This is a genomic window from Synechococcus sp. W65.1 (genome assembly GCF_047461615.1).
Lineage (GTDB): Bacteria > Cyanobacteriota > Cyanobacteriia > Thermostichales > Thermostichaceae > Thermostichus.
The window spans coordinates 120,533-133,124 of the sequence record NZ_JANSHI010000002.1; the positions used below are offsets into that span (position 1 = coordinate 120,533).

Annotated in this window: 12 protein-coding genes; 4 read left to right on the forward strand and 8 right to left on the reverse strand. The window is 60.2% G+C overall.

Going from position 1 to position 12,592, the window contains the following annotated elements:
* Nucleotides 1-147: 147 nt before the first annotated feature.
* Nucleotides 148-1,995, forward strand: coding sequence for a ribonuclease J (locus NW806_RS01900; protein WP_414409803.1), 1,848 nt, complete (start codon nucleotides 148-150; stop codon nucleotides 1,993-1,995).
* An 18-nt stretch (nucleotides 1,996-2,013) separates the two neighbouring features.
* On the opposite strand, the gene NW806_RS01905 is transcribed toward NW806_RS01900, so the two are convergent.
* Nucleotides 2,014-3,027: an SGNH/GDSL hydrolase family protein gene (locus tag NW806_RS01905; protein ID WP_414409804.1), complete on the reverse strand. Its 1,014-nt coding sequence runs from the start codon at nucleotides 3,025-3,027 to the stop codon at nucleotides 2,014-2,016.
* Nucleotides 3,028-3,108: 81 nt separating this feature from the next.
* On the opposite strand from NW806_RS01905, the gene NW806_RS01910 reads away from it, so the two are divergent.
* Both NW806_RS01910 and purD read left to right on the forward strand, forming a co-directional pair.
* Nucleotides 3,109-4,398, forward strand: a complete 1,290-nt coding sequence (locus NW806_RS01910) for an HD domain-containing protein (protein WP_414409805.1) — start codon at nucleotides 3,109-3,111, stop codon at nucleotides 4,396-4,398.
* Nucleotides 4,399-4,629: 231 nt separating this feature from the next.
* Entirely contained in the window at nucleotides 4,630-5,943 is a 1,314-nt protein-coding gene (gene purD / locus NW806_RS01915) for a phosphoribosylamine--glycine ligase (RefSeq protein ID WP_414409806.1), read from the forward strand.
* Nucleotides 5,944-6,175: 232 nt separating this feature from the next.
* On the opposite strand, the gene NW806_RS01920 is transcribed toward purD, so the two are convergent.
* The 3 genes from NW806_RS01920 to NW806_RS01930 form a co-directional block, all read right to left on the reverse strand.
* Nucleotides 6,176-7,321 carry a CAP domain-containing protein gene (locus NW806_RS01920; RefSeq protein WP_414409807.1) on the reverse strand — a complete coding sequence of 382 codons (1,146 nt, stop codon included), beginning with the start codon at nucleotides 7,319-7,321 and terminating at the stop codon, nucleotides 6,176-6,178.
* A 6-nt stretch (nucleotides 7,322-7,327) separates the two neighbouring features.
* Complete coding sequence (locus tag NW806_RS01925; protein ID WP_414409808.1) at nucleotides 7,328-7,483, reverse strand: hypothetical protein; 156 nt, start codon at nucleotides 7,481-7,483, stop codon at nucleotides 7,328-7,330.
* A gap of 129 nt (nucleotides 7,484-7,612) precedes the next feature.
* Nucleotides 7,613-8,098 (reverse strand): ureidoglycolate lyase, encoded by a 486-nt coding sequence (locus tag NW806_RS01930; RefSeq protein ID WP_414409809.1) that lies wholly within the window; start codon nucleotides 8,096-8,098, stop codon nucleotides 7,613-7,615.
* A 97-nt stretch (nucleotides 8,099-8,195) separates the two neighbouring features.
* On the opposite strand from NW806_RS01930, the gene NW806_RS01935 reads away from it, so the two are divergent.
* Nucleotides 8,196-8,990: a hypothetical protein gene (locus NW806_RS01935; RefSeq protein ID WP_414409810.1), complete on the forward strand. Its 795-nt coding sequence runs from the start codon at nucleotides 8,196-8,198 to the stop codon at nucleotides 8,988-8,990.
* 210 nt (nucleotides 8,991-9,200) lie between these two features.
* Here NW806_RS01935 and NW806_RS01940 read toward each other — a convergent pair whose 3' ends face one another.
* The 4 genes from NW806_RS01940 to NW806_RS01955 all read right to left on the reverse strand — a co-directional run bounded on the left by NW806_RS01940 (nucleotide 9,201) and on the right by NW806_RS01955 (nucleotide 12,582).
* A complete protein-coding gene (locus tag NW806_RS01940) occupies nucleotides 9,201-10,007 on the reverse strand; it encodes an RNA polymerase sigma factor SigF (RefSeq protein ID WP_414405885.1) in 807 nt (268 codons plus the stop codon).
* A 478-nt stretch (nucleotides 10,008-10,485) separates the two neighbouring features.
* A complete protein-coding gene (locus NW806_RS01945; protein WP_414409811.1) occupies nucleotides 10,486-11,619 on the reverse strand; it encodes a tetratricopeptide repeat protein in 1,134 nt (377 codons plus the stop codon).
* Between the two features lie 4 nt (nucleotides 11,620-11,623).
* Nucleotides 11,624-11,929: a hypothetical protein gene (locus NW806_RS01950; RefSeq protein ID WP_414396446.1), complete on the reverse strand. Its 306-nt coding sequence runs from the start codon at nucleotides 11,927-11,929 to the stop codon at nucleotides 11,624-11,626.
* 17 nt (nucleotides 11,930-11,946) lie between these two features.
* Complete coding sequence (locus tag NW806_RS01955; protein WP_414409812.1) at nucleotides 11,947-12,582, reverse strand: hypothetical protein; 636 nt, start codon at nucleotides 12,580-12,582, stop codon at nucleotides 11,947-11,949.
* Between the last annotated feature and the right edge of the window lie 10 nt (nucleotides 12,583-12,592).

Genomic DNA, 12,592 nt, shown 5'->3' on the forward strand with positions numbered 1-12,592 from the left:
TCGTGGCATTTTCCCGACTGGAAAATGGACAGGTTCTAGTAGCCAAATTCAGCTAGCACCGCTGACTTGGCTAGCGGGGTTTGTCTGGAGGGGTTTTGGTTGGCTTGATTGTTACAAATCGTTACATCTAGAGGATCCACAGCGTCTATGCGAACACCACGGACTTCAGTTGCCTCTCGGTCAGCAGCTGCTCCAGCCCGGCCCACTTCCTCTTTGCAGATGATCCCGTTAGGCGGGGAGCGGGAGATCGGCAAAAACACTTGGGTCTTCCGCTACGAAGACGACATCATCCTGGTGGATGCTGGCCTGGCTTTCCCCGATGAGACGATGCATGGGGTCAACATCGTGCTGCCAGACATGACCTATATCAAGCAAAACCGGGACAAGCTGCGGGCACTGGTGGTTACCCATGGCCACGAAGATCACATCGGCGGGATCCCTTACCACCTACGGGAATTTGACATCCCGGTCATCTATGGTCCGCGCTTAGCACTGGCCCTGCTGGAGGAAAAACTGCGCGATGTGGGCCTTTTGAATCGGACGGAATTGCGCCCAGTTGGGCCGCGGGATATTGTGCCCCTGTGCAAGAACTTCTTTGCCGAATTCATTCGCAATACCCACTCTTCCGCCGACAGCTTTACGATAGCCTTGCACACGCCGGTGGGCGTTGTCATTCAAACGGGCGACTTCAAGATCGACCACACGCCGGTGGATGGCGAACGCTTTGACCTCCATCGGCTGGCCGAGCATGGGGAAAAGGGCGTGCTTTGTCTAATTAGCGACTCCACCAACGCTGAGGTACCCGGCTTTACTCCCTCTGAAGTCGCAGTAGTGCCGGGCCTTACCAAAGCCATTGCGGAAGCCAAAGGACGGGTGATTATCACCACCTTTGCTTCTTCGGTGCATCGCCTCAATTTGGTGTTGCAGATTGCCGAGCAGCAAGGCCGGGTGGTGTCTCTGCTGGGTCGCTCGATGTTAAACGTAGTGGCCCATGCGCGGCGTCTAGGTTACATCCGCTGCAAAGACGAAACGCTGCAGCCCATGCATGTCATCAACAGCCTGCCGGATGACAAGGTCATCATCCTCACCACTGGCTCCCAAGGCGAACCCCTGGCCGCGCTGACCCGCATTGCCAATGGTGAGCACCCGCAGTTGCAGATCAAGCCAGGAGATACCGTGATTTGGTCGGCCAACCCCATTCCCGGCAACACGCTGGCGGTAACGCGAGTCATCGACAAGCTGATGGAGCTGGGGGCCAATGTTATCTACGGCAAAGACAAGGGGCTGCATGTCTCTGGCCACGGCTGCCAGGAAGACCAGAAACTGATGATTGCCCTCACGCGCCCCAAGTTCTTCGTCCCTACCCACGGGGAATACCGCATGCTGGTCAAGCACGCCGAAACAGCAATGAGCATGGGGATCCCGCGGGAAAACATCGTGATCATCAACAACGGCGATGTGGTGGAGGTTAACCAGGAGCGCATCGCTGTTGTCGGCAGGGTGCCGGCGGGGGTGCAGATGATCACCGCTTCCCACGATGGGGTGCTGATGGACGAGATCCTGCAAGAACGGCAGCAAATGGCCAGAGATGGGGTAGTGACGGTGGTCATCAGCCTAGATGGCAGGGGCAGGCTGCTCTGTACGCCTCAGGTGCAGCACTTGGGCTTGGCGGGAGAGGGCAACTTTAAGGGATCCGACCTAAAACCCCTGGTAGAGGACACCCTCCAGCAAGCTTGGCCGCGCTTTGCCCGATCGCTGGAGCGGGGGAGCCTTGAGGTTGACTGGGCCGGCCTTAAGGCGGAGGTGGAGCAAGTGGTGCGCCGCTTTGTGCGGGAACAACTGCCCGGCAAGCCGACAGTGTTGGTCTTTGTGCAGTCGCCCGAAGAGGAGTCTGTGCCGGTAACCTCCCTGCCGGTTGGGGAAGACCAGCTCGACCAGGAACGGCTGGCCCTAGGACGGCGGCGGCGCTCCTCAGCGGCGGTGGCGGCTTCGTAAGACTGGGTGGCTGGCTCTTCAGAGCTTCTCTCCTGGACTGGGCCGCAGCAAGCCTCTAGGGGAGAGCTCTGCCTTTGCCTCTGGAGAAAGGGATCCCACCTCGCTAAAGGGCGGGCAGCGGTTTTGGGGCGGGACGGGCTGCTTTAGGATCCTCAAGAAGGCCTCCGCCAGATCGGCATATCCCCGGTCGTTGGGGTGAAAGCCGTCGGCCAGCGGGCCAGGGAAGAAAGACTCGCGGCGGTAGGAGCGGGGATCGCAGAGCAAGTCCACTACGGGGATCCCCTGTTGGCTCAGGGGGTTGATGGCCCGTTGGCTAAGGCTGACGGAGACTAGAGCCAAAAGTTGCCGCAGGCCGCTGGGCTGCTGCTGGCCTAGGGGAATCAGGGCAAAGTTGGGCAGGTTGGCCACTGCCAGGCGAGCTTGGGGGGCGCGAGCCCGCACCGCCTGGAGCAGAGTTTGGTAGTCGGCAGCAAACTGTTGGATCTGGCGTTCAATAAAGGCTAAGGGATCCTCGCCCTGCAGGGCGCGTTGGGCTGCTGCCAAGACAGTAGCGTTGGTGTCGTTGCCGCCTACCCAGATAGTAATCAAAGTGGCGTCGGGGGGGATGCGCGGCACTTGATCCTGGAGCACGTTGGCGGGGATCCCCGCCCTTAGAGCTTGCATGGCCGGGCTGAGCACCGCTCCCGAGCGGCCCAAGTTGATGAGCTCCACCTGCCCCGGCAGGAGGCGGGCTAGGCGCGGGACATACCCCGTCCCGTTGGGACAATCCAGGGGCTCCGAGCGCTGCGGGCGGGTGCCGGCGGCGTTGGCCGGGCCATCGCAGGAGATGGAGGCGTTAAAGCCAACGGCATCGCTGGCTCCCAAAGCCACATAGCGGGTGAGGGGGGTCGAGCTGGGCACGACAACAGCAGGGGGAGAACAAGCGGTCAGCCCCCAACCCAGCGTCCAGATGGCCATAGAAAGCAGCAACCCACCGGTTCTGGGGTCTTGGGGCGAGGGCGCTTGCGTAGCCAGTTGCAAAGAGGAGCCCATAGGGTAGCTTTGCTGCAGAGGTGGGGAAGCCCCCCAGCCAAGCTAACCAAAGATCCGCCAGCCAGCGAGTATGGTGGGAGTATGGCGCTGCGTTTTTGCAAGTCCCGCACCTACCACGATCCCCTGCACGGCGCCATTAGCCTAGATGGCGGGGATCCGGTCGAGGCCTTGCTGATTCGTCTTATCGACACGCCGGCCTTCCAGCGCCTACGTCGCATCCGCCAGTTGGACACGGCTTTTTTTACCTTCCACGGCGCCGAGGGATCTCGCTTTACCCACTCGGTGGGAGTGCTGCAGGTTACGCGGCGGCTGTTTGACAGGTTGGCCCGCCGCTACCCAGAGCTGCGCCCCTACCGCGCCGTCACCCTGGTTGCCGCTCTGCTGCACGACATTGGCCATGCCCCCTTTAGCCATGCGGGCGAGGAGATCTTCGGCTGCCGCCACGAGATCTGGACGGCGCGCATCGTGCGGGAGGATCCCCAGATAGCCACCCTGGTGGCGGAGTTCGACCCGCAGCTGCCGGCCCAACTGGAGCAGGTGTGGCAGAAACAATTCCCCCTGCCGCTGGTGGGGCAGCTTATTGCCAGCCAACTGGACTGTGACCGCTTCGACTACTTGATACGGGACAGCCTGCTTACGGGCGCCCAATACGGCCACCTGGATCTGGATCGCATCCTCACGGTGTTGGACTACGACCCGGAGACGGGATCCCTTTGCATTCCTGCTCGCAAAGGCCTAGGAGCCATCGAGCACTATCTGGTGGTGCGCTATTTCATGTACACCCAGGTGTACCAGCACCCCAAGAGCCTGTGTGCCCGCTTTATTTTGGATCGCCTCTTCAAGCGGGCGCAGGTGCTCTTGCAAAAGGGGGAGATCGAGTTGGATCCCATCTTGAGCGCCTGGTGCTGGGCCGCGCTGGCGACGCAAAAGGGAGATCCCTTCGAGTTGCCTCTGCCCCTCTATTTGGCCGCTGACGATGTGATGTTCAGCTACCCTTTTCGCTTTTGGGCCATGTCGGGGAGGGATCCCATCTTGGCCGATTTGGCGCGGCGCTACCTGGAGCGGGATCTGTTCAAAGCCCGCAACATCACCCGCTTGCCAGAAGAGCGACGCCAAGAGCTGGTGGCAACTCTGAGCCAGAAGATGCAGCGAGATGGCTTGGATCCAGAAAGCTACTTGGGAATTCGCTCCGCCCACGTCCAGGGCTACAGCTTCTACGACCAAGGGATCCAACTCAAAACCGAGGACGGCTACGTAGAAATTGCCCAGCTCTCGCCGCTGGTGCGCGCCTTAGTGGAAACCCAAGGCCAGGTTTGGCTCATCTTCCCTCGCCCCTACAGCGATCTTGTAGAAGGGGCGCTGTCTGCTTAAAGGGTTATGTTAGCCCTGAGGGCCCTGGCCATTGTCCTGCTGGCGCTGCGGCTGTAAGGACTACGTCCCGCTGACGCGAAAGGGCATGCACCTGGGATCCGCTGCCGTTGAATAAGGACTACGTCCCGCTTACGCGAACGGAAGAGCTACGGGAACATGGTCTAATGGGGAATGTAAGGACTACGTCCCGCTGACGCGATCGGGGAAACCCCCAAACAGTGGGATAGCGCCATGCAAGTCTTGGTCATTGGCTCTGGGGGACGGGAGCACGCTTTGGTCTGGAAGCTATTGCAGTCCCCTCAGGTGACTCGAGTCTACTGGGCTCCTGGCAACGGCGGCGCCCAGCAGATGGATCGCTGTCAACCGGTGGCTTTGGCCGCCACAGACATCGAGGGACTGGTGCGGTTTGCTACCGTGCAAGGGATCCGCCTGACGGTGGTGGGGCCGGAGCTGCCCTTGGTGGAGGGAATTGTGGACGCCTTTCAGGCAGCGGGGCTCCCCATTTTTGGCCCCAGTCGCGCCGCCGCCCAACTGGAGGGAAGCAAGCTCTGGGCTAAGCAACTGATGCAGGAAGCAGGGATCCCTACGGCTCCGGCGGTGGGCTTTGCCGACTTGTCTGAGGCGCTGGCCTACCTAGATTCAAGGACTCCGTCAGGCGAACATAGCTATCCTGTCGTGATCAAAAAAGATGGGCTGGCCGCCGGCAAGGGAGTGACCGTTGCCCACAGTCGAGAAGAAGCCGTGCAGGCCCTAGAGGCGGCCCTGGCCAAGCCCGGCGAGCGGGTGCTCATCGAGGAGTTCCTCGTCGGCCAAGAGGTGTCGGTGCTGGCCCTGACGGATGGCCAGATCTGCCTGCCGCTGCTGCCTGCACAAGACTACAAGCGCCTTGGCGATGGCGATACTGGACCCAACACCGGCGGCATGGGGGCCCACGCCCCGGCAGATCACCTGGTCACCCCCAAGCTGCTGGCCCGCATCCAGGCGCAAGTGCTGGATCCTACCCTGCAGGCGCTGCAACAGCGGGGCATTCGCTACCAGGGAGTGATCTACGCTGGCCTGATGATTACGCCCAATGGGGATCCCTACGTCTTGGAGTACAACTGCCGCTTTGGGGATCCCGAAGCCCAGGTTATCCTGCCTCTGTTGGAAAACCCTCTGGACGAGGTGCTGCTGGCCTGCATCGAGGGGCGACTGGCCAATCTTCAGCTGCGGTGGAAGCCCGGCTATGCCGCCTGTGTGGTCATGGCCGCCCCCGGTTACCCCGACAGCTACGAGCGAGGGATCCCCCTTGCCGGCCTAGAGGCTGCCGCCGCCACCGGAGCCCTGGTGTTCCATGCCGGCACTCGCCAGGTGGGCAAGCAGCTTCTCAGCGAGGGTGGGCGTGTCCTCTGTCTTACCGGCCAAGGGGCAACGCTGGCAGAAGCGCTGCGCCAAGCCTATGCCGCTGTGGAGCAGGTGCAGTTCCCCAAAGCCCACTACCGCTCCGACATTGGCAGCCGCGTCCTCGGGCCGAAGGTCCGCCTAGGTGTGGTGCCCGATCCGTAGGCAGATCATGGCCCCAGAGAGGTCGCTTCTCCAGGGCCCCTAAAGCAGTTTTTAAAAAAGCTTTGATACCTAAACCTTAGCTTCTCTGATGACGAGGCAGCAACGATAGTATCGAAATCTCAACTTTCCGTTGATTTTCTCAACAGTAGACAAGAAAGGGGCTTGCCGGAGTTTCTCCCAGCGAAGGCGAGATTCCTGAGACCCCAACCCAGGGCCACAAGTTAAGGCTCAGCTACGGAGAGAACCAGCGGAAGTTCAAGGGATCCTCCCGCCAAAGCCAGCGAGGTGGGATCCCTAGCCCTTCCGTCAAGGCAGCGGGCCTTGGCGCGGCCTGAGGGTCGCAGTCGTAGAGGGTGGTGGTGTAGCGATAGGTGCGCGGCGGCCCACCCTTGAGCCGGATGCCGCTGATTTCAAAGAGGTAGGGTCGATTGGGCTGAATGGATCCCACCGAGTAGGTGAGGGTTTCTAGGCCAAAGGCGGGATCCCCAACCCGGATATCCCAAACCGGCACTGCCTCGCCGGTAAGGGTATCGGTGATGCGGATCTGGGCCTGGCTGAGGTCAGACAAGCCGCCGCGGCTAGGCACTGAGAAAGACCAGCGGTAGGCGGACAAAGGCTGGCCGGAAAACCCCTCAAGGCGGTACAGGTAGCCGTCTCTTTCTGGGAAAGCAATAAACTCAGGATCCGGTACCGACTCGTCAAAGCCGAAGATCCAATTGGCATTGGCCTGAGTTACCCGTCCGGCCCGCGGGTCGAAGACGATGCCGTAGGCTCCTTGGGCATACTGGGGATAGAGGTTCCAGCGGCGGTGACCCACATCTACAAAGTTCTCTCGGCCCGGCTCGGCAAAGTAGATATCTACCTGGCGGGCCAGCACCTGCCCTGGGTCAGGGCCGTTCAGCTCCAGAATTGGGCCAATGGCCAGGTTGCTGAAGCGGGCTCCTGCTTCTCCAGCAGGAGTAAAGCAGCGCCAAGAGGGAGGGGGCTGGTGGCTGAGGGCGCCATTGGCCACCTGCAGCAGGGCCGCCTGCTGAGCGGCCTCCAAGAATTCGGGATTGAGCTTCACTGGCGGCAACTTGTGCAACAGCCGCAGAAAGTTCAACCGATCCATCATCTTCTGGGCTGCTGCTGGGGTGAGGCGACCGGGATTGCAGGTGGCAGCCTGAGGCTGCTCAGCATAGAGGGGGCCAGCGAAGGTGCGGGTCTGGCGATCCAACTGGCAAAGAAAGCTAGCAACTGGCAGCTCCCCTGCCCGGGGAGGCTCTGGAGCCGTGGGGGATCCCTCCCCGTTGCAGGCCGTCAAGAGACCAAGGCAGAGCAGAATGACCAGCCCTACTCCCCACCGCTGCTTTAAGCCAAGCAGCCGCTGCCAGCGCATGCAAAACTATCGGCCAGCGGGAGTGGGGGTGGGAGTGAGGCTAGGGGGGCTAACCGTGCTGCCGCTGCCCCCGTCGCAGGCAGACAACAGCCCTAGGCACAGGAACAGAGCCAGGGTGCTCAAGAGCTTGCCGGTTTCTGGGGTAGGTTGGAGTGTAGCCATAGTAACAAATCTTCAAGACGCCGCTGGGTTTGACCCCACTTTATCCCATAGGGGGGAGTGCCAAGGCTCCTGTCGTAGTGCTGCCACGGATCCCCCCACCTATTTGTCTTGGCTGCCGAATCCGGCTGCTCAAGGGATGATCTGAAACTCCAGGTTGTGGGTCTGGAGCAGGTCGATTGTCTCGTGGTTGGTGATGTTGGTGTCAGCCAGCTCCAGGTTGTAGAAGTCGATAAACTCCTCGCCGTCGAAGTAGGGGCCAGCGTGCCAGGTGCCCAGCTCCAGTTTGATGAAGCAGTCGCCAGCCACTCGAAAAGCTTGAATCCCGTCCACCTGCAGCTCGTCGGCAGGCGGCGCGACGGCGATGAACCACTCCTTGCCGTGCAGGGATCCCAGGCACTGGGTGCAACGGGTGTGGCGGGTTATTTGGCTGAACTTGAGGCCAGGACGGAGCAAGCGCATGAGGTAAAAGCGGGGCTGGCCCTGATTCAAAACCAACTGGGCATCTTGGCTGTCGAAAGGCTTGTCGTCGGGAGCGGGGTAGATCGCCTGCCCGTAGGGGGCAAAGTTTTCCGCTTCAACCAGAGGTGCCTTCAGTTGGCGTAGTTGGCTACTCACCCTGCTTGTCTCCTCTTTGGCCAGCTTTTACTCCTGAGAAGGGATCTCAGCAGGATCTTAAGATGCCGGCAGTAGAATTGGGTGGAAAACTTAGCCCTTGGCAGAGTCCATGGCCATGCGGCGGGATTTACAAGAGCTGGTCATTTCCCCTTTTCTGGTGGAAAACCTTTCTGGGGTACCCATAGCCTGGCTGTACCGACCTCGGCCTATCCGTCGCTGGAAAGACTGGCTGCGCCAGTTCTCCGCCTTTTGGGATCTGCTGGGCCTGCTGTTGGTGCTGGATTTGTTCTGCCGTTTCTTGACCTTTTGGTCAGGGGGATCCCTGCTGACCTTGGTGGGGCGAATTTTGATCCCTGGCCTGCGCAGCAGTTGGGAAAGTTGGCTGGTGGAATGGGGAATCCTGGCAGCCATTGCCGCTTTGGGCCAAGCCTATTGGATTTTCCGCAGCCGCCGCATGCCGCTCTTGCTGAACTTGCTAGAAGAAGTAGATCGCTACAATCGGCTTATTCAAGCCATTCACATCAACGACGAATTGGTAGAGGCGGGCAATCCTGAGGCCAAGCTGCCCCAGCGGGATCAGATCATCGAGGCTCTGAAGCGGACTCGCAGCGACCTAATCCGCGCCTTGAAAACTGAACGGATCTTGCGGCAGAACAAAGACTTTATTGAGCAGCAAAGGGAGTTCTTCGGCGACGAGCTGGCAGCTCTGACTGCGCTCCAGCTAAGAGAACAGGCCAGCGAACAGTCGCAGCTTTTGGATGCTGCTTTGCAAATTGCCTTGCAGGTGCGCTCCCAGCTAAGCCAACTGCAGAACCGGGGAGCAAATCGTTCCCAAGACAAAGATCAAGACAAAGATCAAGCTTCAGACAAAGCTCGAGACAAAAAAGATTAAGACAAAAAAGATTAAAGCGAAGACACAAGTTACAGCTATTTCGACCAGGATACTGCACTGATATTGAAGTAACCAAAGCCTTGGACTACGGGAAAGTCGTTGTGAGGCTCTTTGTCGCCTTGATCTCCACTTTGGGAGAGGGTTCAGATCTGCCTGGAAAAGCGCTGGAGACTGTCGCGAAGCCCAGGGATCTTCCTTCTCGGCAACGCCCTAAAAAATGTCCTGACTCAGCAGCTTAGCCAAGCGCTCCAGGCCCTTTTTGACCTGTCGGGAAACGGTAACGGCACTGATCCCCAGCCGCTCTGCTGTTTCTTTTTGGGTGAGGTCGTAGAAGAAAACAAATTCCAAAATCTGTCGGGTGCGCTCCTCCAGCTTGGCCAAGGCATTTTGCAGGCGGATGCGATCTTCTTCGGCCAGTTGAAAACTGCGGTAGCGCTGATCGGGAATGGTATCCCCTAGAGCAACGCTGTCTTCTTCAACCTGTACGGGAGCATCTAGGCTGAGCAAAAGGCTGTTTTGTTGGGCTAGCTGCAGCTCTCGCCATTCCTGCTCTGTTAGGTTGAGGGCTTCCCTCACCTCCGCCTCAGAGGGAGGACGGCCCAACTCTTGTCTCAGGCGCGCAATTACCTTCTTGGCCTGTCGCTGCAGGGTGGTCCAGCGGCGAGGGAGCCGCACTGCCGGGCTTTTGTCTCGCAGGTAGTGCTGAATTTCTCCGCGGATGTAGGGCATGGCAAAGGAGCTGAAGGCCAGGCCGCGGCTGACGTCGAAGCGCTCGATGGCCTGAATTAGGCCTAGGCAGCCGACTTGTACTAGGTCGTCGTATCCCTCATTGCATTGGTTCCGCCAGTAGTGGGCCTCTTTGCGCACCAATCCTAGGTTTAGCTCCACCAGTCGATTGCGCAGGGCCGGATCCCGAGTTTGCTGGTACAGCCGCAACAGCTCGAAGGTTTGGGTTTTAACATCTCCAGGTCTAGATGCCCTAGGCGCGCGCCCAGTCGGGGATCCAGAACTGCCCATGCTGGATTTGGCCGAAGAGGGGGAAGCCGGGCTTGTCGGCGGCCTTGGGAGGTCAGAATCCTCGAGAGGAGGCTGTTGCGGAGCCATTACTATAGAAACTGCTTTTCTTTGACCGATTGAGCTAGAGCCCCTCAAGGCTGGATCGGCGGCCAAGCAGCTCAAAAGCAGGGGGTGCAAAGCGATACCGATTTTCTGCCGTTGGGCTCAACTGCGATCTACAAGCAGGTCGAGTTAAGTTGTAGCCATAAGAATGCTACCAGGTGTTAGCAGAAACACAATTTTGAGATTTGCTAGGATACTGAAGCGCCCTCAGTTTGACCAGCTTTTCCGCGGCAGTCAACACCCTTCTCCCGGAAACCCTCCGTCTTCGGTGGAAGGTCGGATTGCTATTGCCGGTGTGTCCTCTGGGGTACTCTGGAACTCAGGAAGCAGACGGTGGAGCTGTTCGCGTCAGGGGCGTTGGGCTTTCCTCTAGTCCTCATTCGCGACAGGGGTGCGCTCTCAGGAAGGCTGCAAAACTCGGTTCACCGCGAATGGGATCGAAATAGGGTTCAGAGGCAAGCAGGGGGCGGTAGCGTTCCGGCTGCAGCCGCAGAGCTTGCTCTAGGGCTTGGAGGGCCTGGGGCAGTTGGCCTTCCCAGGCGCAGCAGCAGGCTTTAGCATAGTAGGCCTCTGCATTGTCAGGATCCAGCTCCACGGCCCGGTCAAAGCTCTGGAGGGCGAGCCTGTAGAGGTTCAAGTCCATCAGCACCAAGCCGCGCTGCAGCCAGAGCTGGGAGCGCTGGGGATCCTGGGCGAGAGCGCGGTCGTAGCTGTTGAGAGCTTCCATGCAGTTGCCCAGGCGGTGATGGGCAAAGGCGTGGCCGGCCCAGAGAGAGACCGACTCCAATCCCAGTTGCAGGGCTTGCTCGTAGCTGGCCAGAGCCTCGGCGTAGCGCTCCAGATGCACCAGAGCCAGCCCGCGACTTTGCCAAACCCGGGGATCCTTGGGGTTGAGGTCCAGGGCCTTGTCGTAGCTGTTCACTGCTTCCTGCCATCGCTCTAGAGAGGCCAAGGTCAGCCCGCGCAGATGCCACGCTTCCGCACTGTCGGGGCGGAGGGTGAGAGCCTGCTCGTAGGCGCGCAGCGCCTCTTGGTAACGGCCCAGTTGCCGCAGCGTGTTGGCCTGGTTAAAGCGGGCCTCAAAAAAATCCGGCTTTAGGTGCAAAGCCCGCTCGTAGCTGGCCAGCGCTTCCTGATGACGGCCAAGATCGTCCAGAAGAGAACCTCGGTTGTTCCAAGCTTCGGGAAAGTCCGGCTTCAGCTCTAGGGCGCGGTCGTAGCTGGCCAGGGCGGCTTGCGCCTGCCCCAGTTGGTCGAGGGCGGTGGCGCGGTTGTACCAGGCAATGGGATCCCGTGGCCGGTCTGCCACTGCCTGCTCGAAGGGCTGCAGTTGGGCTGCCTGCTCCGCCGTAAGGGCAGAGAGGTCAACCGCCGTTGCCGGCAAAACAGCCTCTGGAGGAGCAGCTCGCTGCTGCCGCCGCAGCCCCCAGGCCCAGCCTCCCACTAGGAGCAACAGACCCACCCCTAGTACCAGCGCGCCCAGGTCAGTTGAGGCGGTTGCAAGCGGCATGACCCTACATCATCACCAGAAAGGGCAGGGGATCGCTAGGTCCTGCTGGCGAGATCAGCTCAATGCGCTTTTCGCCGGGGTAGGTGCTGGGATCGATCTCAAAGGTAACCGTCAGCGCCTCGGCACTAGCTTGCACCGGCTCTTGGGAGCGCCCCAAGGGATCCCCAAAGCTAACTCGGATCCCCTTGCCCGCCGGGCTGACCCGGATCTCGGTTACCTGATCCAGATGAGATCCCTCCAGGGTACAGACGATGATATCTCCCACAAAGGCCTCCCGCGGCCAACCACGCCGCACGATGGGTCTAGGCATAGTGTTGCTCCCACGGTCTACTTCACCCCAAAACGGCTTTGATGACACAGGGGTTCCGCCATCACCGGCTGCCACCCCTCCGGAGAAGAGGCGGTTTGGGGAAGAGGAACAGCAGGTGCTCGCAGCAACACCTGGCCGTCTGAACCTACACTAACCAAGCGGGGCATTTCTCCAAGGCTGTCAGCGACGGCAAACAGCACCCGTCCTCTTGCCTCGGGATCCCAGCCTAGCAGCTCCGCATAGGCCAAGGCCGGTGGCGGATCCCAGATTTGCACTGGCGGGATCTCGGTTGAGTCTGCCGGCAAAGGCCAGATCACCGCCCGATCCCAGCTTAAGTCTGTCTGGAGCCAGCCCGAGTACTCCTTCACTAGCAAAGTCTTCTCCTGCCAAGCCATGGGCAGGAGCACGGCAAAATCCAGCGGATCCTCAGGATTACCCCCGACTACCGAGGTTTGGTAGAGAACCTGCAGAGCGCGGCTACGGGTGTTTTCGGCAAACAGCACGCTGGTCAACTGGCCTCCGGAGGGGGTGACAACCCAATTTAGCCGCGTGTACACCTGCCAGTGGGAATCCGGAGCCACGAGAGGCTTGCTGCGCAGCAGGCCCACCAGCGTACACTGCCGCTCCTGTGCCTTTTCCTGCAAGTCGTACACCCACTCCCAG

What these genes read in the sequence shown, in the direction of transcription:
- NW806_RS01900 (WP_414409803.1), top strand. Translation starts at nt 148, where the DNA reads ATGCGAACACCACGGACTTCAGTTGCCTCTCGGTCAGCAGCTGCTCCA.
- NW806_RS01905 (WP_414409804.1), bottom strand. Translation starts at nt 3,027, where the DNA reads ATGGGCTCCTCTTTGCAACTGGCTACGCAAGCGCCCTCGCCCCAAGAC.
- NW806_RS01910 (WP_414409805.1), top strand. Translation starts at nt 3,109, where the DNA reads ATGGCGCTGCGTTTTTGCAAGTCCCGCACCTACCACGATCCCCTGCAC.
- purD (WP_414409806.1), top strand. Translation starts at nt 4,630, where the DNA reads ATGCAAGTCTTGGTCATTGGCTCTGGGGGACGGGAGCACGCTTTGGTC.
- NW806_RS01920 (WP_414409807.1), bottom strand. Translation starts at nt 7,321, where the DNA reads ATGCGCTGGCAGCGGCTGCTTGGCTTAAAGCAGCGGTGGGGAGTAGGG.
- NW806_RS01925 (WP_414409808.1), bottom strand. Translation starts at nt 7,483, where the DNA reads ATGGCTACACTCCAACCTACCCCAGAAACCGGCAAGCTCTTGAGCACC.
- NW806_RS01940 (WP_414405885.1), bottom strand. Translation starts at nt 10,007, where the DNA reads ATGGGCAGTTCTGGATCCCCGACTGGGCGCGCGCCTAGGGCATCTAGA.
- NW806_RS01945 (WP_414409811.1), bottom strand. Translation starts at nt 11,619, where the DNA reads ATGCCGCTTGCAACCGCCTCAACTGACCTGGGCGCGCTGGTACTAGGG.
- NW806_RS01950 (WP_414396446.1), bottom strand. Translation starts at nt 11,929, where the DNA reads ATGCCTAGACCCATCGTGCGGCGTGGTTGGCCGCGGGAGGCCTTTGTG.